The following is a 20,783-nucleotide window of genomic DNA, read 5'->3' as shown; positions in this document are numbered from 1 at the left end:
CTAGCGGCGTCGGCTCTTCTTGCGCGGCGGCGGCAACGCACCCTCGGCGCGCAGCCGGGCGGCGTGCTCGGCGAGCGCGTCGACCAGCGGACCGATCGCCGCCGTCTCGGGCTGCACATCGACACGCAGCCCGAACTCGGCGGCCGTCTCGGCCGTCTTCGGGCCGATGCACGCCACGATGGTGCGGGTGTGCGGCTTACCGGCGATGCCGACCAGGTTGCGCACCGTCGAGCTGGAGGTGAAGCACACCGCGTCGAACCCGCCGGTCTTGATCATCTCGCGGGTCTCGGCGGGCGGCGGGGCCGCGCGCACCGTGCGGTAGGCGGTGACGTCCTCGATCTCCCAGCCGCGGTCGCGCAGCCCCTCGGCCAGGGTCTCGGTGGCGATGTCGGCACGCGGCAGCAGCACCCGGTTGACCGGGTCGAAAATGCTGTCGTATTCCGGGAATTCGTCGAGCAGGCCGAGCGAGGACTGCTCGCCGGACGGCACCAGTTCGGGGCTGACCCCGAAGGCGCGGACCCGGTCGGCGGTCGACTCGCCCACGCAGGCGATCTTCACACCGGAGAAGGCGCGGGCATCCAGGCCGAACTCGCCGAACTTCTCCCACACCGCGCGAACGGCGTTGGTGGAGGTGAACACCACCCACTGGTAGCGGCCGTCGACCAAACCCTTGACGGCCCTTTCCATCTGAGCCGGGCTACGCGGCGGCTCGACGGCGATGGTGGGCACCTCGATGGGCAGCGCGCCGTGACCGATCAGCTTGTCGCTCATCTCGCCGGCTTGGTCCTTGGTGCGCGGCACCAGCACGGTCCAGCCGTACAGGGCGCGGCTCTCCCACCAGTTCAGCTTGACCCGATGGGCGACGGTCTTGCCGATGGTGACCACCAGCGTGCCGGTCAGCGGGCCGGCCGGATCGTTGTTGCAGGCCAGGGTCGCCCGGTCGGTCAATCCGTGCAGCGTGGTCTCCACCGAGCGCTGCGCACAGGTGGTGCCGTTGGAGGTGACCACGCACGGGGTGCCCTCGGCCAGGCCGTACTCGATGAGGGTGCGGGCGGCCTCGGGCAGGTGTGAGGCGCTCGCGGTCAGGATCAGCGGACCGGGAGCGGCGGCCAGCGCCGCCCAGTCGACCTCGCCGCGCACGTCGGCCACGGTGTGCGCCGATCCCAGCGGTAGCCCCGCGTAGGTCGGCACTGCGCTGGTGGCGGGCAGTCCGGGGACGATCTCGAACTCGGCGTGGGCCCGGGCCACCGCGTTGACCTCGGTGATCACCGAGTCCACCGACAGCGGGTCACCGGCGACCAGACGCACGACGTCGAAGCCGGCCTTGGCCTCGGCGACCAGCGTCTTGGCCACCTCGGCGGGGTCACCGAGCGCGGGGCGGATGTCGGGGCCGACCGAGACGACCGGCGACGCGGTCTCGTCGTGTCCGTCGGCGGGTGTGCCCTCCGGCGCCGGAGCCGGGCCGGCGGCGGGCGGAAGGTCGGTACCGACCACGCTCAGCACGGCCTGCGGCACGTCGGGGTCGGTGAACACCAGCGCGGCATTGGCCAAAACGGTGCGGGCGCGCGTCGTCAGCAGGTTGGGGTCACCCGGACCCGAGCCGACGAACGTGATGTGTCCCGGCTTCGCCTTAACTCCCCGACCGTTCACGTGCCCAGTCATCGCTTCACTCCCGCCCTACCGCTTCATCGCGGAATATGTTCGACATGACTTCGCGCGCACCGAGCTCGAACAACTCCGCGGCGACCGAGAGCCCCAGCTCTGCGGACCGGCCGGGCGTGCCGACACCGGACGCACGGATCACGTCGGATCCGTCTGCTGCCGCCACGCATGCGCGCAGCGACAGCTCTTCGAAGACGCGGCCGTCGTCATCGATGGACTCGACCACTTCGGCGATCGCGCCCACCGGTGCGGAACAACCCGCCTCCAGTTCGGCCAGCAGGACTCGCTCCGCGGTGACCGCGGCGCGGGTGTCGGGATCATCCAACTGTCCCAACAGCGCCACGAGCTCGGTGTCGCCGGCGCGGCACTCCACCGCGAGCGCACCTTGAGCCGGCGCTGGCAACATTTGCACCGGCTCCAACGTCTCGGTGACATCGCCGAGTCGTCCGAGACGGGCCAGACCCGCCCGGGCCACCACGATGGCATCGAGATCACCACTGCTTACCCTGTTCAACCTGGTATCTAGGTTGCCTCGTAGGGGGCGAATTTCCAAACCGAGACCCAGTGCTCTAAGCTGCGCGGCCCGCCGCACGGACGACGTGCCGATCACCGAACCGGCCGGCAACTCCCCGAGCACCATGCCGTCGCGGGCCACCAGAGCGTCGCGGGCATCCTCGCGCCGGGGCGTGGCGGCGATAACAAACCGGTCGTCGGGAGCCGTCGGCAAATCCTTGTAGGAGTGCACCGCCATGTCGACCCGCCCGTCGGCGATGGCCTCACGCAGCGCCGCGGTGAATACCCCGACCCCGATCTCGGCGACCGGCTTCTGGGATCGGTCGCCCTCGGTGCTGATGATGACCAGCTCGGCACGATGGCCGCGTTGGATGAGTTGATCTCTGATGGTCCCGGCCTGCGTGGTCGCCAGCAGGCTGCCCCGGGTGCCGATCCGAATCACCGCGTCGTTACTGCCGGCCAACCGCGCTACCCGGTGCCGTCGGCTCGGCCTTGATCGAATTCCGCTGCCAGCAGGGGCAATTCCCCCGCGGCGACGGCATCGACGGCCTGTGGATCCAGCTCGAACAATTCGCGCAGCGCCTCGGCATAGCTGTCCCCGCCCGGGGCGCTGGCCAGCTGCTTGACGCGCACGGTCGGGGCGTGCAGCAGCTTGTCGACCACCCGGCGCACGGTGCGTGCCACCTCGTTGCGCTGGGCCTCGTCCAGGCCGGGCAACCGGTGGTCCAGCCGCAGCAGCTCGGCCTCGACAACATCGGCGGCACGCTGGCGAAGGGCCGTCACGGTAGGGGTGACCTCGGCCATCCGCTGACCCGCCAGGTAGCTGGCAACTTCGGCGGCGACGATCTGGCGGGCGGCTTCGGCATCGGTGGCCGCAGCCCGGGCGGACGGCTCGCGCTGCACCCGGTCCATGTCGACGACCGACACACCGGGCAGCCCGGCAACGGCGGGATCGATATCGCGCGGCATACCCAGGTCGCACAGCACCAGGGGCTGGGCATTCTCGTCACGTTTGCCGTCGGCCAGCGCGTAGTGCACGTCGGCCAGCGACACCACCGGGCGGACCGCGCCGGTGCAGCTGACGACGACGTCGGCGGCCGCCAGGGCGGTCGGCAGCTGCTCGAGGGACAGCGCCTCGGCACCGACGCCCTGCTCGCGAATGATCTCGGCCAGCCGCTGCGCGCGGGGCAGCGAGCGGTTGACGACGTGGATGTGGGTGACCCCGGCCCGCACCAACTGGGCGGCCGACAGCCCGCCCATCGAGCCGGCGCCGACCACGGTGGCGGTGCGCCCGGCCAACCCGTTGCCTGACGTCACCGACTCTCCGGCCAGGCGTGCGCTCGCGATGTCCAGGGCCACCGAGACCACACTGGCCCCGGCGGCGTCGATCGCGGTCTCGCTGTGCACCCGCTTGCCCACCGACAGGGCCCGCTGAGCCAGATCGTGCAGGATCCGACCGACGGTCTTGTTGGCCTCGGCGGTGGCGTAGGCGCGGCGGACCTGGCCGAGCACCTGCTGCTCGCCGATCACCGCGCTGTCGAGCCCGCTGGCGACGGCAAAGAGATGTTCGACGGCGGCTTCGCTGTAGCGGACGTAGGCGTACTTGGTGAGATCGCCCATCGGCATCCCGGAGTGCTCGGCAAGCACCTGACCGATCGCCGACAGCCCGCCGTGGAAGGCATCGACCACGGCGTAGACCTCGACGCGGTTGCAGGTCGAGAGCACCATGGCCTCGGTCACCAGCGGCGATTGCAGCACCTGGTCGATGATCTTGACCTGGTCGGACTCGCCGGTGGACAGCTGCTCGAGGACGGACACCGGGGCACTGCGATGCGACACCCCAAACAGCAGGACGCTCACGGCACGATCACCTGGCCCGCTCCCTCGCAGTGACGGAATGCTCCGTTAGTGAAACTTAGTTCCACGGTAAACGCTGCGCAGGCAGCTGACCAAATTCCGGCGGTGTTCATCTATCGGCCAAATCGGCCCGCAACCGCGCGATGTCGACGTCCCAGTAGCTGTGTTCGCGACCGTCGAGCAGGACAACCGGCAGGCGGTCGCCGAACTCGGCGCGCAATGCAGTATCGCCGGCCGCCGCGGCGGCATCGACGTCGGTCGAGGACAGGTCGAACTCGAGTTCGGCGGCCAGTTCGGCCAGCCGGTCGTACACCTGCTGGCAGATGCTGCATCCGGCTCGGGTCAACAACTCGACATGTGCGCGGCTCACCCGAAGAAGTGTCGCAGTTAGGGTGAACCCATGGGTTCCGGGGACCACGACCAGGAGCTCGCAGGTGATGCCAGCGCCGAGCGGGCCGTCGACGAGCTGGTCGCCGAGCAGGCCAGCGCGGTCGCTCGCGACGCCAGCATCGCCGCGCATCGCGAGCCTGCGCCGCACACCGCGCCCGAACCAACCCCCCCACCGCCGGCGGACCTGACCGCGGCGGCGTTCTTCGACGTCGACAACACCCTGGTGCAGGGCTCGTCGCTGGTGCACTTCGGCCGCGGGCTGGCCGCGCGCAAGTACTTCACCTACGCCGACATGTGGAAGTTCGTCTATGCCCAAGCCAAGTTCCAGCTGACCGGCCGGGAGAACAGCGACGACGTCGCGGAGGGCCGGCGCAAGGCACTGGCGTTCATCGAGGGCCGTTCCACCGCCGAATTGGTGTCCCTCGGCGAGGAGATCTACGACGAGATCATCGCCGACAAGATCTGGCCCGGCACCCGCGCGCTGGCACAAATGCACCTCGATGCCGGCCAGCAGGTGTGGCTGGTCACTGCGACGCCCTATGAACTGGCCGAGACGATCGCCAAGCGGCTGGGCTTCACCGGTGCGCTCGGCACCGTTGCGGAGTCCGAGAACGGCGTGTTCACCGGGCGGCTGGTGGGCGACATCCTGCACGGCGTCGGCAAGGCTCATGCGGTACGCCAACTGGCCATCCGCGAGGGGCTGAACCTCAAACGCTGCGCCGCGTACTCCGACAGCTACAACGACGTGCCGATGCTGTCGCTGGTGGGCACCGCGGTCGCGATCAACCCCGACGCCGACCTGCGGGAGCTGGCTCGCGAACGCGGATGGGAGATCCGCGATTTCCGGACCGCCCGCAAGGCCGCCCGCATCGGGGTGCCGTCGGCGCTGGCGCTGGGCGCGATCGGCGGAGCGCTGGCCGCGGCGGTCTCGCGTCGGCACGAGCCGTGAGAAGCCGCTGATAGGCTCCCCGGGTGTCAATCGCCAGCGACATCATCGGAACCCACTACCGCTACCCGGACTACTACCTGGTCGGGCGGGAGAAGATCCGCGAGTACGCCAAGGCGATCCAATCCGAGGATCCGCTGCACTACAGCGAGGAAGCGGCCAAGGCCGCCGGTTACGCCAACGTGGTGGCTCCGCTGACGTTCATCGCGATCGCCGGACGCCAGGTGCAGCTGGACATCTTCCGGAATTTCGACGTCGGCATCAACATTGCCCGTGTCATTCACCGTGATCAGAAAATCCGCTATCACCGGCCGATCGTGGCGGGTGACAAATTGTTCTTCGATTCGTGGCTGGATTCGGTGGTCGAATCGCACGGCACGGTGATCAGCGAATTGCGCAGCGAGGTCACCGACGAAGACGGCAATCCGGTGATGACGACCGTCGTGACGATGATCGGTGAAGCCCAGGGCGACGAGGAGACCAACGCCCAGGTTGCCGCGATCGCCGCCGCGGCACTGGGCAAGCAAACCGCGCGCTGAGTCCCGGGCTCAGCCCAGGAACATGTTGCGACGCTTGGCCAGCAACTGATACAGCGTCGCCTGGATGGTCTCGCGGACCTGATCGGTCAGCTCGAAGGTGACCATCGGGTCGTCGGCCGCCGACTCGTCGTAGTCGGCGGTCTCGATCGGAGTGCCGAATGCGATGTGCCACTTGGACGGTAGCGGCATCAGCCCGGCCGGCCCGGCCAGCGGGAACAACGGCGTGATCGGGAAGTACGGCAGGCCGAGCACCCGTGCCAGCAGCTTGACGTCGGCAACCATCGGGTAGATCTCCTCCGACCCGACGATCGAGCACGGGATGATCGGCGCCTTGGTGCGCAGCGCCGCGGACACGAACCCGCCGCGGCCAAATCGTTGCAGCTTGTAGCGGTCCCGGAAGTGCTTGCCCAGCCCCTTGTAGCCCTCCGGGAACACCGCGGTGAGCTCGCCGCCGGCCAGCAATCGGTGGGCGTCGATCGTGCAGGCCATGGTGTGGCCGGCCTTGCGCGCGATCGGGCCCAGCATCGGCATATCGAACACCATGTCGGCGGCCAGCAACCGTAGATCCCGGTGGGTCGGATGGTGATCGTGGACCGCCACAGACAACATCAGCCCGTCGAACGGCAACGTCCCGGCGTGGTTGGCGACCACCAGGCCCGCACCATCGCGCGGGAGATTCTCGATACCGCTGACCTCGACCCGGAACCAATTCTGGAAAAAGAACCGCAGCAAAGGCAGAACCAGCGCGTTGTTGAATTGGGGATCGAAGCCGAATTCGTCGACCGTGTAATCGCCGGTGAGCCGCTTACGCAGGAAATCAGCCACGGCCGAAATGCGTTGGGCGAGTTCGTTAGGAGTGTCCTCGGCTCGCCCGATTCCGCTGGCACCGCGCCGCGCGTCGATCTCGCGGACGACGGCGGCGATGTCCTCTGCCGAGGCACGGGTACCGGGATCGGCCAGCAACGAGGGATGCCGACGCGCCGCCTCCGCACGCAGCGCAGCACGTCGAGCGGCCGCGGCACGACTCGAATTAGAGTGCAGCGGAATCACTTTCGCTTTTGATTCACCCGCCACGTCAGTTACCTTCTCCCCAGCATCGGCTCATCAGCCGCCCCACCGCTGCGCGACGGCGACGGCGCGACCTTCCACCGAGCGTACCCATTTCGGATCGATGATCGGGGTCAAACCTCGGCCACGCACGTAGTCGTCGAATGCCTCTATCGTCGTCCACTTCGGCGAAAAGCCCAACTCGGTTCGCATTCTGGTGGTGTCCATGACCCGGCCGTAGCTCAGCCAATCCATCTGGTCGCGATTGAGTTCGGAGTTCCTGGTCGCCTTTCGCAACGAATCCAGTGCCCAAACCCCGAGGCCGGGCACCGGAAGCGCAATTCGGCCGGAGCGCCGGATTGCTTGCGACATCATGATGATTCCGTCGGCTCCGATGTTGAACGTGCCGGACCTGCCCGCCATCGTGGCCCGCTCCAGCGCCCCGAGCGCGTCCTGTTCGTGCAGCAGTTGCAGCCGCGCGTCATGACCGAGCACCGTCGGCACCAGCGGGCCCGCCAGGTACCGCGACAGCGCGGTATCCATGCCCGGGCCGATCATGTTGGCCAGCCGCAGAATGGTGACCGCGATATCGGGCCTGCGCCGGCCCAGGCCGCGGGCATAGCCCTCGATGTCGATGCTGTCGCGGGCGAAGCCCTCCCGGGGCGGGCGGCGGCTGCTGCTGTCCTCGGTGTAGACCACCGGATCGTGCGGGTGCGACCCGTACACCTCCGAGGTCGACTTGAGGATCACCCGTCGCACCGAGGGCGCCTTCTGGCAGGCCGCGAACAACTGCATCGCGCCCATGACGTTGATCTCTTTCAGCATGGCGCGACCGCCCGACCGCGGGGCGTAGGACGCCGCCGCGGCGTGCACCACGGTGTCGACGTCTCCGTTACGGATCACCTTGGCGATGAAGGGATTCCGGATGTCGGCGCGGACGAACTCGGCCCGGCCCATCCGGCGCAGGAGATCCTTGCTCGGCGCGACGGCGTCGACGGCGATGACCGTGTTGATCAACGGGTTCTGCGCCAACCGCGCAGTCAGGTATCCGCCCAGGAAGCGGCAGGCACCGGTGACGAGCACGACCTTCGGGTAATGCGGAGCCCCGGAATCAGAGCCGATATCGGTACCGCCGGTATCCATCTGCACAGCCTATCGGCCGGACCAGAGTCCGGCGCGACGCGACGACGCCGGGCCAGGGAAACGTCCCAGGCCCGGCCTGGCGACTACTTGCCGAGTTTTCTGCGCTGCACCCGAGTACGACGCAGCAGCTTGCGGTGCTTCTTCTTCGACATGCGCTTACGCCGCTTCTTGATGACTGAACCCATGAAATCCGCTACCTAAGTCCTCGCAGTGCCCGCATCAGCGCAGGCTTCCTTGTGTCTGGGACACCTTACCTAAGCACGCAGGCGGAACGGAAAACGGCCTGCGCTCGACCGGTTCGTTAACCCGCGTCGAAGTAGGAAGTCTCCAGCAGATCGTGGACGGCCTTGGCGTGCACCCGGAAGGAGCGGCCCACCCGGACGGCGGGCAACTCTCCGTTGTGCACCAGGCGGTAAACCGTCATCTTGCTGACCCGCATCAGCGCAGCCACCTCAGCGACGGTGAGAAATTGAGCTCTGGCGGTTGGCGCAGCGTCGGCGCCACCGGCATCGCGCGCCGATTTCCCAGCCGAATCCCGCGCCGATGGCCCGTTCATAGACGTCATCGCAACCCAATCCGTCAGGCACGGGCAGTTCCAGCAGCTTCCCCACTGCTGGCACCCAGCCGTGCATACACGAGGAGAATAGCGTGGCGGGTGGGGTTACTGCGACGGGTGTGGGTCAATCCATCAGAAATTTCTTGAACTACTCTGATGTAATTCCTAGCTGCTCAGAGCGTGTTTTTGCGGCGTCGACGGCGGCGGCGACCGCCGCCCGCACCCCTCCGCGTTCAAGTTCCCGCAGGCCAGCAGCGGTGGTACCGCCCGGGGACGTCACCATCGCCCGCAACCGGGCCGGCGAGGTATCCAGGCCGGTGTCGGTAGCCGCCGCGCGCTGGTTGTCGAGGCGCTCCAGCAGCATCGCCGCCGATCCGGCCATGGTCTGCACCGCCAAATCCGTCGCGACCGCGCGGGAGAGCCCGCTAGCGACGGCGGCGTCGACCAGCGCCTCGACGAACAGGAAGAAATACGCCGGCCCCGAACCCGACACCGCGGTGACGGCGTCAAGCTGGCTTTCCGGGACCGTGAGCACGTCACCGACGCACTGGAAAAGGCCCGAGACATCGGAGAGCTGCTCGGCGGTGGCGAATCGCCCCGCGGCCAAGGCACTGACGCCTGCGCCGACGAGCGCGGGGGCGTTGGGCATCACCCGGATTACTGGCGATCCCGCGGGCAGCCGGGACTCGTAGAAGCCGATCGTCACGCCCGCGACGACGGTCACGAAGACTTGCTCGACGGTGTCGGTCTCGGCGCGGGCGGCGACCTCGGCGATCTCGGCGACCACGCTCTCGGCGTCGGCCGGCTTCACCGCGACGATCACGAAACCCGCGGTCTCGGCCGCCTCGGCGACCGTCGCGATGCGCACCGAGTACTTCTCCGCGAGATAGCGGGCGCGCTCCGGCATCCGCTCGGAGACCACCAGGTCCTTGACTTGCCGGCCCGCGCGAAGCAATCCCGCAAGGATCGCCTCGCCCATGCTGCCGCCGCCGATGATCGCGATTCTGGCCATGTCGGAGAACCCTATCGGGCCCGTACCCGCCCCCGCGATTTCGGCGCGCTTCTCGCCGCCCAGCGGCGATACGCGCGCCGAAGTCCTATTCGGGTGGCACCAGGGCCAGCTGGCGGGTCTGCACGATGATGCGCCCGGCGTTGTCGACGACCGTGTGGTCCTCGTCGAACCAGTCCTGCCCGATCTGCGTCGTCGTGCACACCACCCGCAACCACCCGTCGCTGGGCAGCCCGCGCAGATAGGCGGTCATCTGCACCGTCGGGGCCCAGCCACGACGGCCGACCGCGTAGCAGATCGGCAGCGAAATGTCGCCGCACATCAACGCGAAGAGGACGTCCACGGGCCCGTCCTTGGGCCGCACCCAGATCTTGAACGTCGGTGAGCTCGACACGCTGTCGGCCTCGGTCAGCTCTGGACGGATGTCACAACCACGAGCCAGGTGGTTGATCTCGCCCGCGGGATGACCTGGCCCGATCGGTTCCACATGCGGCGGCGGATCCACACTCATCACCGCGGTGACCGGATTGGCCGACAACAGCGGCGCCGTGCGATGTTCCGGCTCGCCGAGGGTCACCACCGCACGCACACAGGTGCGCTCCCCCTGTGCCAGCTCGACGTCAACCAGCCCGATCCGGCGGCCACGCTTGCGCACGACGGTGATCAGCTGCACCGGCCCCGGATCGGGGGCGGACAGAAAATCCGCCGAGACGGCAATGGGCTCGAAATCCGTACCGGGCCGCTCGCCTGGCGTGCCGTAGGCCTCGCGGGCCGCCTTGGCGCACAGCGCGAGCATCACACCGCCGTGTACCTTCGGCCCGATTGTCCAGTGCTCGTTGAGGTTTCCCTCAAAGCCGTGGTCACGGGGATGCAGCACCATCGCATCAGCGAAGCGGGGATTCATCGGGGCCCTTCTCCTCAGCTGCGGTGCTCACCGCAGCAGGTGGGTGCGCGCGAACTGGAGCGACTCGGCCAGCAGCGCCTCCCGCTCGGCCTTGGTGCGCGCCCCGGAGGTCGTCACCTCCAGGATCACGTGTCCGGCGAAGTCGCTGCCGGCCAACATCTGGCACACCTCGACGGTGGGCTGGTTGCCATGTCCGGGCACCAGATGCTCGTCGGTCGCCGCGCCGCTGCCGTCGCACAGATGGAGGTGCACCAGGCCCTCGCCCATCCGGCGGGCCATCTCGAGTGCATTGGTGCCGGCCGTCGCCGTGTGGGACAAGTCCAGCGTGTAGTGGGCGTGGTTGCCGTCCAGCGGATCGTAGGACGGCGCGAACGCCGAGATGCCCACCCCGGGATGGCCACCGCGTTTGCGCATCCGCTCGATCGAGGGCTGGCCGGAGCCGAAGAAGCGGTCGGCGCGGAACGGGAACATGTTCTCCACCGCGACCAGGACGTCGCTGCGGCCCTCGAGTTCGGCGACTTGCTCGCTGAACCCGTCGGCATACCGGCGCTGCCACCGGAACGGCGGATGCACCACAACGGTCTGCGCGCCGAGCCGTTCGGCGGCCTGCACACTGCGGGTCAGCTTCGGGATCGGGTTGGCACCCCACACCCGCTGTGAGATCAGCAGGCACGGGGCGTGGACCGACAGCACCGGCATGTTGTAGCGGCGGGACAGCTTGGCGATCGCGCCGATGTCCTGGCTGACCGTCTCGGCCCACACCATCAGTTCGACGCCGTCGTATCCCAGGTCGGCGGCGTACTCGAAAGCGGCCTCGGTCCTCAGGGGATAGACCGAGGCCGTCGACAGACCGACCTTGATGGCTGGGCGCACTGATGAATCAGGTCGACTGCAGCAGCGCCAACGGTCCGAGCGTGACCAGCGCGCCGACCGCGACCGCGATCAGGGTGCTGGCGATGTCCTCGGTTTTGCGGACGATCCGGACTGCTACCACGAGGCCCAGGATAACGAGCACCGACAGCACCAGCGCGATGATGTTGTTCCACCTCCACAGCTGGTCGAAGGCGACGAACAAGCCGGCACCGAACGCCACGGCGAGGATCGACTGTCCCGCGACCAGCAGCCCGCGCCACAGCGCGGTGAGCTTGCCCTCGCGGGGCAGCTCCGTGGCGGTCTCGGCCGGCGCCTCGGTGGCCACCGCCACCCGGGCGCCTTCGTCGTCGTCGGCGACCCCGCGGCGAGCGAGGTCGTCGGCCACCGTCTGACCGCCGAACAGGGTTCCGCCCGAGGACTTGAGGTACGACTGCAGCTCGGCGGCCTCCTCGACATGCTCGTCGGCCGCCGATTCCAGGATCAGGGCCGACTCGTCGACCGGGTCGAACGTCATCTGCTCGGCGTCGGAAGCCGATCCGTTGCCGCCGGCCTGCGGCTCAGGTCTGCGCCGAGGCCGGGGGTCGTGGCTGCGTTCGGGGCCGCGTTCACGCCGCGGAAGGGGGCTGTCGGCGCGCGGCGGGGGTGCATCGAAGGGACGCGCCGGGGTCTCGTCCTCGGGAGCCGCCGGGCCGGCGACATCGGCACCCGCCGGGCCGGCGACATCGGACAAGGCCGCCGGCGGCGCGCTGGCGGCGCCATTGGTGGCCGGTGCCTGCTGCGCATCCGCCGCGGTGTCCTCGGCGAGCGTGTCGTCGGCGTCGTCGTCCCGGACGACGGGAATCGCACCGGTGCGGAAGATCGGAATCTCACCGGTCAGTTCGGCGACCGTCACCGAGTCGCTGTTGCCGCGGCGGCGACGGCGGCGCCCGCCCAGCGGCGGCGAGCCGATCGTTCCGTTCTTGGCCAGCAACTCGGCCACCGAGATCGGCCGGCTGTTCTCACTGTCATCTGGTGCAGTCATCGTCTGCCTCTCGATCGGGCGCCAGTCGACCGATCAAAACCCTGGCTTCCAGCATCCCCCACCGACGTCTCCACCAACGCGGTTCCGTCGGCTTCACTGTCGAGTCTGCGCAGGATAATGCCCTCCCGCAGGGCCCACGGACAGATGTCGACGGATTCCAATGACAGTGCTCGCATGCTTGCCTCCGCCACCAGAGCTCCGGCCACGATCTGCGGCGCCCGCTCGGCACTGACTCCTTCCAGCTCGGCACGATCAGCCGTGGTCATCCTAGAGATGAAAGATATGAGTTGCCTCAGACCGTTTGCCGTCAGCGTTCGCTTGACCCGCGGCCCGGCACCGGAGGGGGCGGCTCCGGTCAGCCGCGCCAGCGAGCGGAACGTCTTGGACGTGGCCACCGCGAGGTCGGGGGCGCCGGCACCGAGAACGAATGCACTGGCTTCGGCGACCTCGTTGTCGAGCCAGTCGCGCAGCATGGCGACCCGGCGCCGGCCCGGCGGATCATCGGGTAGCCACTCGCGGGTGAGCCGGCCCGCCCCCAGCGGCAGGGACAGAGCGACTTCCGGCGCCTCGTCGACGCCGTTGGACAGCTCCAGTGAGCCGCCGCCGATGTCGAGGTTGATGATCCGCCCGGCACTCCAGCCGTACCAGCGCCGCACCGCGAGAAACGTCAGCCGCGACTCGTTGGCACCGGAGAGGACCTGCAGGTTCACCCCGGTTTCGGCCAGCACCCGGGCCAGCACGTCCTCGGAGTTCTTGGCGTCGCGCACCGCGGAGGTGGCGAACGCCATCAGGTCGGCGCAGCCCGAGCTGGCGGCGATCTTGGCGAACTCGTCGACGGTCTCGATGAGGGTGTCGGCGCCGCGGCGGGTGAGCTTGCCGGAGTCGTCGATGGCCTCGGCGAGCCGCAGCGCGGCTTTGGTCGAACTCATCGGAGTCGGGTGGCCGCCGCGATGCGCATCGACCACCAGCAGATGAACCGTGTTGCTGCCCACGTCGAGCACGCCTAATCGCACGTCGTTAAAACTAGCGTGACGGGCGCGCGCTCCGTACCGGAGTGCGCGGTAGCCGCGCCATCCACCGCCCCGGCGGGGCGTGACACAGCGCCAAAGCCATCAGGAAGGCAGCGCGGATGTGCATTACGGTGGCCCCTGTGACGCGTGAGCACCCCGGCGAAGTCGAACTGGACTTTCCTCGTGAGTGGGTGGAGTTCTACGACCCGGACAATCCCGAGCATCTGATCGCCGCGGACCTGACCTGGCTGATGTCGAACTGGACGTGCGTGTTCGGGACACCGGCGTGCCAGGGCACCGTCGAGGGCCGCCCGGACGACGGCTGCTGCTCGCACGGGGCGTTTCTCTCCGACGACGACGACCGGGCCCACCTCGACGACGCGGTCGCCAAGCTCACCGATGCCGACTGGCAGTTCCGGGACAAGGGCCTGGGCAACAAGGGCTACCTCGAGATGGACGAGTACGACGACAAGCCCAACCTGCGCACCCGTAAGTACAAGGGCGCCTGCATCTTCCTGAACCGGCCCGGGTTTGCCGGCGGGATCGGCTGCGCGCTGCACACCAAGGCACTCCAGCTCGGGGTCGAGCCGTTGACGATGAAACCCGAGGTGTGCTGGCAGCTGCCGATTCGCCGCAGCCAGGAGTGGATCACCCGGCCGGACGGCTCGGAGATCCTCAAGACCACCATCACCGAATACGACCGGCGCGGATGGGGTGAGGGCGGCGCGGACCTGCACTGGTACTGCACCGGTGACCCGGCGGCGCACGTCGGCGCCAAGCAGGTCTGGCAGTCCTACGCACCCGAGCTGACCGAGTTGCTCGGCGAGAAGGCGTATTCGGAACTGGCCGCCATGTGCCGGCGTCGCAGCGGGTTCCCGCTCATCGCGGTGCACCCGGCCACCCGCGCCGCGCAATGACGTTCACCACGCAGACTGCGTCTGCTCAGCTCTGCCTGATCCCGCTCCCGCGAGCCCGTCGTTATCGCCGACGGCCACCTCGCACTTCGGCTCGATAACTACAGTTTCGGCAACGGTGCGACGCGGCCGCGGCCGCACCGGCAGTTGCTAGGGTGACCCGCATGCGCGCAATGGTCACCGGTGCGGCCGGATTCATCGGATCGACGTTGGTGGACCGGCTGCTGGCCGACGGCCACACCGTGATCGGGGTCGACAACCTGAGTACCGGCAAGGCGGCCAATCTCGACGCCGCCCGCGAGCACGATTCGTTCGAGTTCGCGCTGGCCGACATCGTCACCCACGACCTGATCGCTTTGCTCGGCGACGCCAAGCCCGAGGTGGTCTTCCACCTTGCCGCCCAGATCGACGTTCGGCGTTCGGTGGTGGAGCCGGAGTTCGACGCCTCGGTCAACGTCGTGGGCACCGTCCGCCTCGCCGAAGCCGCCCGTCGAGCCGCGGTCCGCAAGGTGGTGCACACCTCATCGGGCGGGTCGATCTACGGCGTGCCGAAGGACTACCCGGTCTGCGAGACCACGCCAATCGATCCGGAATCCCCTTATGCCGCAAGCAAAGTCGCCGGTGAGGTCTACCTGAACACCTTCCGCCACCTCTATGGGATGGACTGCTCCCACATCGCCCCGGCCAATGTGTACGGCCCCCGTCAGGACCCGCACGGTGAAGCCGGCGTGGTGGCGATCTTCGCCCGGGCACTGCTGTCCGGTGCGCCGACCAAAGTGTTCGGCGACGGCTCCAACACCCGCGACTACGTGTTCGTCGACGACGTCGTCGACGCGTTCGTCCGTGCCTCCGGCACCCTCGGCGGCGGCCAGCGGTTCAACATCGGCACCGCCGTCGAGACCAGTGACCGCAAGTTGCACACCCTGGTCGCCGCGGCGGCCGGGGCACCCGACGATCCGGAGTTCGCCCCGGCGCGCCTGGGTGATGTCGCACGGTCCTGCCTGGACGTCCGTAAGGCCGAGATGGTGCTCGGCTGGCACCCGCGGGTGACCCTGCCGGACGGCATTGCGCGCACCGTCGACTACTTCCGCGCTCGCAGCGACTAGCGCGGCGTCAATCCCGGTGTGTCCCGGGAATTTTCGACACCGGAGACACCTGCCAGGACCCGCGCCGCGACGTCGTCCCAGGACGCCCCGGCGGCCAGGCTCTGCTGGCCGGCCGCGCCCAGCGATCCCGCCAGTTCAGCATCGGCGAGGAGCCGGATCAGCCCGCCGGCGAGTGCCTCGGGGTCGTCGGGGTCGACGAGAACTCCCGAGATCCCGTCCCGGACCACCCCCGGGATATCCCCGACTCGGGTGGCCACCACCGGCCGGCCCAGGGTGAACGCCAGGTGCGCGACACCGGATTGCGAACTGCGCTTGTAGGGCAGCACGACGCAGCGGGCCGGGCCGAAATACGAGGCTACGTCCGCGACGGGGATGTACCCGAGCTGCACCGTGAGGCCGGTGAGGCCGGCGATGTCGGCGCGGAGGGCAGATTCGTCCATGTCGGGCCCCAGCGCGCCGGCCACGACCAGCCGGGCATCGGGAATCCGGTCGGTCACCGTGGGCCAGGCTCGCAACAGCGTGTCGATGCCCTTGTAGGCGGTGATCGTGCCGAAGCACAGCGCGACCGGACCGGTACTCGCCGCGCTGGGCAGGTCGGGGGCGGCATAGATCCCCTCGTCGCCGTGCGGGATCACGTGGACCGGCGCGGTGACCGGCCAGGTCTGCAGCAGAACCTGTTTGGCGGATTCGCCCAGGACGTAGACGACGTCGAGATCGGCGTAGGCCCCCGACAACGCCCGGGTCATGAGCGCCGAGGTCTTGTACAACCCCTCCTGGCCGGGTTGCTCGACCAGCGGCCGCGGTTCATGGGCCACCAGCACCAGGGTGGCGTCCGGCAGGACCCTGCGCACCGCACGCACACCCCAGCCGTCGATCGGGAACCGCCAGGCCGACCACGCGACGACATCGGGCCGGGTACGGATCAGATGTGCCAGCAGCACCCCCCAGGCGGCGGTGTGCCGTCCGGCTCGGATGACGCGGCGTGCCAGACGCAACAGTTCGGGCAGGTCCGCACCGGCGGTCGGGTGCCAGGTCGGCAAGATGCCCAGGACCCGGCAGCCCGGCTCACGCGAACCCAATTCGGGCGACCAGCCGGTGATCAGCTCGACGCTCTCGCCGGCGCGGGCCAACGCCTCGCCCAGTTGCAGCGAGAACTGGAAAAGACCGCCCGACGGCGGGAACTCCACCAGCGCCACCCGTCGCGCGGGCCGGCCCGCGGCGCGTCCGAGCACCTGCTCGTAGAGGGTCCGCAGTTTGCTGACCCAGACATCGGCACTGAACTGCGTCTCGTATCGCCGGCGGGTGGCACGGTGCATGGCGGCCAGCGCGTCGGGGTCGGTCCGGATCGTCGCCGCCATGTCGGCGATCCCGGCACTGAGGGCGCGTGGCTGTCCCGCATCGACCAGCAGCCCGCAACCGGGGCCGACGATGTCGGGGATGCCCCCGACGTTCGTCGCCACGATCGGACGGGCACCGGCCAGCGCCGAGATGAGCGATGTCGGTAGCGCGTCCTCCAGCGAGGGCTGGACAACGAAGTCGGCCGCCGCAATCAAGTCGGGCACGTCGCTGCGGAAACCGAGAACCCGAATCCTTTGCTGCAGAACAGGATCAGCGTCGACAAGGGCGGCGATATCGTCGAGCAGCGGACCGTCGCCGGCCAGCGCCACCACCACGGGGGTATCGCCGGGCAGCAGTCGCACGGCCTCCACGAGGTCGGCGTGCCCCTTCTCGGGTCGCATCAGGCTGGCGCAGACCGCCAGCAGGCCGTCGTCGGGTACCTCGATCTCCGCCCGGGTGGTGGCCGGATCCCGGGTCAGTGTCGGTTCGGTGATCCCGTTGGGCAACACCACGATCGGGGCGGCAGCACCGGCGTAACCGGAATACCACCTGTGCTGGGCACTGGACAGGGCGATCACCGTGCTGGACAGCAACCGCCGGCCGACGACCGCGGCCTTGACCCGCAACCGACCCGTCCTCGATGTCGGCAGGTCGATGACATGCAGGGTGGACACCGACGGCACGCCGACCAGCCGGGCGGCCATACCGCCCACCAGATCGGCGTGCTTGAGGTGGGTATGCACGACGTCCACCCGCTCCTGACGCAGCAACCTGGCCAGCCGCGGCACCGCGCTCGGATCGTAGCGCGCGCAACCCATCTCGTAGACGGTCGCACCCTGCTCGCGCAGCAGCGGGACGACGCGGTTATCCACCCCGCTCGCGGTGTGCTCATCGGAAAGACCGATGACGACGAGGCGAATCGACGCCGACGGCGCCGCTCGGGCCAGATCGACCAGTACCGACTCGGCCCCGCCGGGTCCGAGCGAATGAATCACGTGCGCCACCGTCAACGGCGACGGGACTGCGTCAGGCGCGTTCACCGATGACCTCCCGGTAGAGCTGATCGAGCCTGTCGACCCACGTGCGCATCGAATACTTCTCCTCGGCCTGCGCCCGGCCCGCCGCGCCGTATGCGGCGGCCAGCTGGGGGTCACCGATCGTCTCCAGCAGCGCCTCGGTCAGCGCGGGCACGTCCCGCAGCGGCACCAGCCGCCCGGTCACCCGGTCCACGACGATCTCCCGGGTCCCGCCGGCGTCGGAGGCCACGACTGGCAGCCCGCACGCGCCCGCCTCGATCAGCGCGGTCGGCAGGGCTTCGTCGACGGATGCCGACACCACCCCGTCGACGGTGGTCAGGATGTCGGGTACGTCTTCGCGCCGGCCGAGGAGTTGCACCGAATCCTGCAGATGCGCATCGGCGACCGCCCGTTCGATATCCGCCCGGCTGGGGCCGTCACCGACCACCAGCAGCGTCGCGCCGGGATGGACGGCCACCACACCGGCCCAGGCCCGGACGAGGTCGACGTGGTTCTTGTCCGGCCGCAGCGCCGCGACGACGGCCCACACCGGTCGCTCCGCGGAGAAGGGCCCGGTTCGTACGACGTAACGGTTGACATCCACCCCATTGGGGATCATCCGCCACGTCGAGCGGGCCGGCCCGTGCAGCTCGGCGTATCGGTCGAAGGCGTGTTGGGACACCAGCACCAGCCGGCCCAGACGGGCCGGGATGCGGACCGACAGCCGCTCTTTGAGCCACTCGCCGCGGCTGGTGTGGGGTTGCGGACTCAAGTGCAGGGTGGCAACGACTGGCTTACCGACCAGGCGCGCGGCGAGCGGCACCAGCGTCGCGGCGTACCCGAGGTGGGCATGCACGACATCGACCGGGGCACGACGCAACGCGCGCACCAACCGAAGAAATCCACGGGCGTCCAACAACTTCCGGACGCAGATGTAGCCCGGGTCGAGTCCCGCGTCGGACAGCCGTCCCAGCATGGCGTTGCGGCCGCTCTCCGGCGGCGCCAGACTCGACACCGAAACATCAAGGGAAGCAGGGCGATAACGCCCCAGCTCGGCGATAAGGTTCTCGGCCCCGCCGAAGTTGAAGGAGTCCAGCACCATTAGGACCCGGACGGGTTCGGCTGCGCGTTGCTCGTTCACCGAGAACCCCCGCTGCGGTCGGTTGGGCGCCGGCTTCTGGCGAACGACCGCCCCAGGCCGTTGACGGCGACGGCGACAGGGGCGAGACCGAGCACCACCAGGACGATCGCGAACCCGCTCCCGGTCTGCCGCACGGCAGGCTCTACGGCAGCCGGGTCCCCGCCGTCCGGGTCGGTGGCACGGCGACCGCGAACGGCCCGCACCACCGACAGGCCCGCCTCGAACAGGGCGGGTGCGCTGAGTTGCAAGCCCAGGACATACGTCAGCAAGCCGGCCGCCAACGCGACGAAAAGAACTGCCGGGGAAGGAAGTTCGGCCATCAGGTGCGCGATTACCAGCATCACGACGCCCATCCCCACCGCCGCGGGCAGTGGCCGCCCCACGGCGTTCCACAACTGGCCCGGGCTGATGCCACCGACCGTCCGCAGCAGCAGGGTATTCACCGCGAACAACGCGCACTCGACTGCCACCAGCATCAGCGCCACCATGACAATGCTGTGCCCGGCCGCCCACCAGACCGGACCGACCATGAGGACGAGCCGGGCCGAGCCCGTCCCCAGCAGCAGCGTCGGCCGCCCGATGGCCTTGAATACGTCACCGGCGTGCCACGACACCGAGAACAGCAGGCCGTAGACGGACAACACGACGAGTACCGGTGCGGCACCGGCGTATTGGGGCCCATAGAGGGTGTCGATGACCGCCGGGGCCACCGTTGCCAGCGCAACGCTGATCGGCGCGCTCAGCGCCATGGTCACGGCCATGACTTCCAGGAAGTGCTCCGAAAGTCGCTCGCGCGCATCTTGAAGTCGCGACAGCGAGCTGAACAGCACCTCACTGATGACGTTGCACAGGGCCAGAACCAGAAGGTCGGGCAGCCGGTATGCCAGGGTGTACAGACCCAGCTGCTCGTCTCCCCGTCGCATGCCGATGAAGAGATAGTCCATGTTGAACATCGCAAAGCTGAGCAGCGCGACGCCGGTCAACGCCGATCCGTAGCGAATGAGGTTGCGGGCCTGTCGCCGGTCGAAACCAAACGCGACCCGGGTCCGGGCGACCACCCAGTACAGGATCGTGGTCAGCACGGTCCCGGCAAGTTGGCCGTAGACCAGGCTCCATACCCCGTGCCCGGTCGCCGCCAGGACGATGGTCAGCACCGCTTTGACCGCCGAGCCCAGGAACTCCGGCCAAATCCGTTGCCGGAAGTCGAGGTCACGCCGCAGCCGGGCGGCGGGGATCGCGCTGAACGCCGAGATGGTCAGGCCGATCGCCAGGACCCGGATCAACGGGGTCAGCCCGGGCTGGTGCACCACGTGGGCGCCGAACGGGGCGAATACGGCCAGCGACACCCCGGCGACCACACCGAACACCGCCGAGAGGGTCAAGCCGGTAGGGGCGAGCCGCTCCCATTCACCCGGACTCTGGACGAGCGCGGCACCGACTCCGAGGTCTTTCATGTAATCGAAGAGATTGACCACCAGCAGCGCGAGCGTGAACAGACCGAAGTCGGCGGGATCGAGCAGCCGCGCGGCGACGATCGTCATGATCAGGGTGGAACTCTTGCTCAGTCCGAAGACCAAGTAGTTCCAGGCCGCCTGACGCCCGGTCGGGGGAGCCGGTTCCGGCGCCGCCGACGGTTGGTCCGCGACGGGCACCTGGCCATCGCCGGCTACGGTCGGATCCTCGCTGTGTGACACCCCGAAGAATCCCCGATCAACCAGTAACCGCAACTATTTTCACGGCAATCATAAGGCCTCGCACGGCGCCCAGGGCCGGACTTGCTGCCGGTCCGCAGTGACGT

The 20,783-nt window shown here is 68.8% G+C and carries 20 protein-coding genes; 4 read left to right on the top strand and 16 right to left on the bottom strand.

Annotation, left to right across the window (positions count from 1 at the left end):
• The 4 genes from ADBZ9K_RS27050 to ADBZ9K_RS27035 all read right to left on the bottom strand — a co-directional run bounded on the left by ADBZ9K_RS27050 (nt 1) and on the right by ADBZ9K_RS27035 (nt 4,402).
• Entirely contained in the window at nt 1-1,662 is a 1,662-nt protein-coding gene (locus ADBZ9K_RS27050) for a bifunctional uroporphyrinogen-III C-methyltransferase/uroporphyrinogen-III synthase (RefSeq protein WP_526625391.1), read from the bottom strand.
• A 4-nt stretch (nt 1,663-1,666) separates the two neighbouring features.
• The gene (hemC, locus tag ADBZ9K_RS27045) at nt 1,667-2,617 is read right to left on the bottom strand and encodes a hydroxymethylbilane synthase (protein ID WP_526625656.1); all 951 of its coding nucleotides are present in this window, start codon (nt 2,615-2,617) and stop codon (nt 1,667-1,669) included.
• A gap of 26 nt (nt 2,618-2,643) precedes the next feature.
• Nucleotides 2,644-4,035 (bottom strand): glutamyl-tRNA reductase, encoded by a 1,392-nt coding sequence (locus tag ADBZ9K_RS27040; RefSeq protein WP_526625389.1) that lies wholly within the window; start codon nt 4,033-4,035, stop codon nt 2,644-2,646.
• Between the two features lie 106 nt (nt 4,036-4,141).
• Nucleotides 4,142-4,402, bottom strand: coding sequence for a glutaredoxin family protein (locus ADBZ9K_RS27035; RefSeq protein WP_526625388.1), 261 nt, complete (start codon nt 4,400-4,402; stop codon nt 4,142-4,144).
• Nucleotides 4,403-4,432: 30 nt separating this feature from the next.
• On the opposite strand from ADBZ9K_RS27035, the gene ADBZ9K_RS27030 reads away from it, so the two are divergent.
• Together ADBZ9K_RS27030 and ADBZ9K_RS27025 are read left to right on the top strand one after the other, a co-directional pair.
• Nucleotides 4,433-5,371, top strand: coding sequence for an HAD family hydrolase (locus ADBZ9K_RS27030; protein WP_526625387.1), 939 nt, complete (start codon nt 4,433-4,435; stop codon nt 5,369-5,371).
• Between the two features lie 23 nt (nt 5,372-5,394).
• Nucleotides 5,395-5,907, top strand: a complete 513-nt coding sequence (locus ADBZ9K_RS27025; protein ID WP_526625386.1) for an FAS1-like dehydratase domain-containing protein — start codon at nt 5,395-5,397, stop codon at nt 5,905-5,907.
• 9 nt (nt 5,908-5,916) lie between these two features.
• Here the strand turns inward: ADBZ9K_RS27025 and ADBZ9K_RS27020 are convergent, their stop codons facing one another.
• The 9 genes from ADBZ9K_RS27020 to ADBZ9K_RS26980 form a co-directional block, all read right to left on the bottom strand.
• Complete coding sequence (locus ADBZ9K_RS27020; RefSeq protein WP_526625385.1) at nt 5,917-6,981, bottom strand: lysophospholipid acyltransferase family protein; 1,065 nt, start codon at nt 6,979-6,981, stop codon at nt 5,917-5,919.
• Between the two features lie 30 nt (nt 6,982-7,011).
• On the bottom strand, nt 7,012-8,097 hold the full coding sequence (locus ADBZ9K_RS27015) for an SDR family oxidoreductase (RefSeq protein WP_526625384.1): 1,086 nt from the start codon (nt 8,095-8,097) through the stop codon (nt 7,012-7,014).
• Nucleotides 8,098-8,180: 83 nt separating this feature from the next.
• On the bottom strand, nt 8,181-8,282 hold the full coding sequence (locus ADBZ9K_RS27010; RefSeq protein WP_003402602.1) for a 30S ribosomal protein bS22: 102 nt from the start codon (nt 8,280-8,282) through the stop codon (nt 8,181-8,183).
• Between the two features lie 116 nt (nt 8,283-8,398).
• On the bottom strand, nt 8,399-8,662 hold the full coding sequence (locus tag ADBZ9K_RS27005) for a helix-turn-helix domain-containing protein (RefSeq protein WP_135422369.1): 264 nt from the start codon (nt 8,660-8,662) through the stop codon (nt 8,399-8,401).
• 139 nt (nt 8,663-8,801) lie between these two features.
• On the bottom strand, nt 8,802-9,665 hold the full coding sequence (gene proC, locus ADBZ9K_RS27000) for a pyrroline-5-carboxylate reductase (protein ID WP_526625383.1): 864 nt from the start codon (nt 9,663-9,665) through the stop codon (nt 8,802-8,804).
• An 85-nt stretch (nt 9,666-9,750) separates the two neighbouring features.
• Nucleotides 9,751-10,566 (bottom strand): acyl-CoA thioesterase, encoded by an 816-nt coding sequence (locus ADBZ9K_RS26995; protein ID WP_526625382.1) that lies wholly within the window; start codon nt 10,564-10,566, stop codon nt 9,751-9,753.
• A gap of 27 nt (nt 10,567-10,593) precedes the next feature.
• Nucleotides 10,594-11,439: a sugar phosphate isomerase/epimerase family protein gene (locus tag ADBZ9K_RS26990; RefSeq protein ID WP_526625381.1), complete on the bottom strand. Its 846-nt coding sequence runs from the start codon at nt 11,437-11,439 to the stop codon at nt 10,594-10,596.
• Nucleotides 11,440-11,446: 7 nt separating this feature from the next.
• Entirely contained in the window at nt 11,447-12,460 is a 1,014-nt protein-coding gene (locus ADBZ9K_RS26985) for an Rv0497 family membrane protein (RefSeq protein ID WP_526625380.1), read from the bottom strand.
• Entirely contained in the window at nt 12,457-13,473 is a 1,017-nt protein-coding gene (locus ADBZ9K_RS26980; RefSeq protein WP_526625379.1) for a Ppx/GppA family phosphatase, read from the bottom strand. The genes ADBZ9K_RS26985 and ADBZ9K_RS26980 overlap by 4 nt, the downstream gene beginning before the upstream one ends.
• Nucleotides 13,474-13,610: 137 nt before the next feature.
• Between ADBZ9K_RS26980 and ADBZ9K_RS26975 the strand changes: the two genes are divergently transcribed.
• Together ADBZ9K_RS26975 and ADBZ9K_RS26970 are read left to right on the top strand one after the other, a co-directional pair.
• Nucleotides 13,611-14,387, top strand: coding sequence for a DUF3109 family protein (locus ADBZ9K_RS26975; protein WP_526625378.1), 777 nt, complete (start codon nt 13,611-13,613; stop codon nt 14,385-14,387).
• Between the two features lie 161 nt (nt 14,388-14,548).
• Nucleotides 14,549-15,490, top strand: coding sequence for an NAD-dependent epimerase/dehydratase family protein (locus tag ADBZ9K_RS26970; RefSeq protein WP_526625377.1), 942 nt, complete (start codon nt 14,549-14,551; stop codon nt 15,488-15,490).
• On the opposite strand, the gene ADBZ9K_RS26965 is transcribed toward ADBZ9K_RS26970, so the two are convergent.
• The 3 genes from ADBZ9K_RS26965 to ADBZ9K_RS26955 are packed head-to-tail and all read right to left on the bottom strand — an operon-like array spanning nt 15,487 to nt 20,679.
• Nucleotides 15,487-17,823 carry a glycosyltransferase gene (locus ADBZ9K_RS26965; RefSeq protein ID WP_526625376.1) on the bottom strand — a complete coding sequence of 779 codons (2,337 nt, stop codon included), beginning with the start codon at nt 17,821-17,823 and terminating at the stop codon, nt 15,487-15,489. The genes ADBZ9K_RS26970 and ADBZ9K_RS26965 overlap by 4 nt on opposite strands.
• Nucleotides 17,824-17,854: 31 nt before the next feature.
• Complete coding sequence (locus ADBZ9K_RS26960; protein WP_526625374.1) at nt 17,855-18,985, bottom strand: glycosyltransferase; 1,131 nt, start codon at nt 18,983-18,985, stop codon at nt 17,855-17,857.
• Entirely contained in the window at nt 18,982-20,679 is a 1,698-nt protein-coding gene (locus ADBZ9K_RS26955) for a lipopolysaccharide biosynthesis protein (protein ID WP_526625373.1), read from the bottom strand. Before ADBZ9K_RS26955 ends, ADBZ9K_RS26960 begins: the two co-directional genes overlap by 4 nt.
• Between the last annotated feature and the right edge of the window lie 104 nt (nt 20,680-20,783).

The sequence above is a fragment of the Mycobacterium sp. genome (assembly GCF_965229265.1).
Lineage (GTDB): Bacteria > Actinomycetota > Actinomycetes > Mycobacteriales > Mycobacteriaceae > Mycobacterium.
This window is presented reverse-complemented; position numbering and strand designations above follow the sequence as displayed.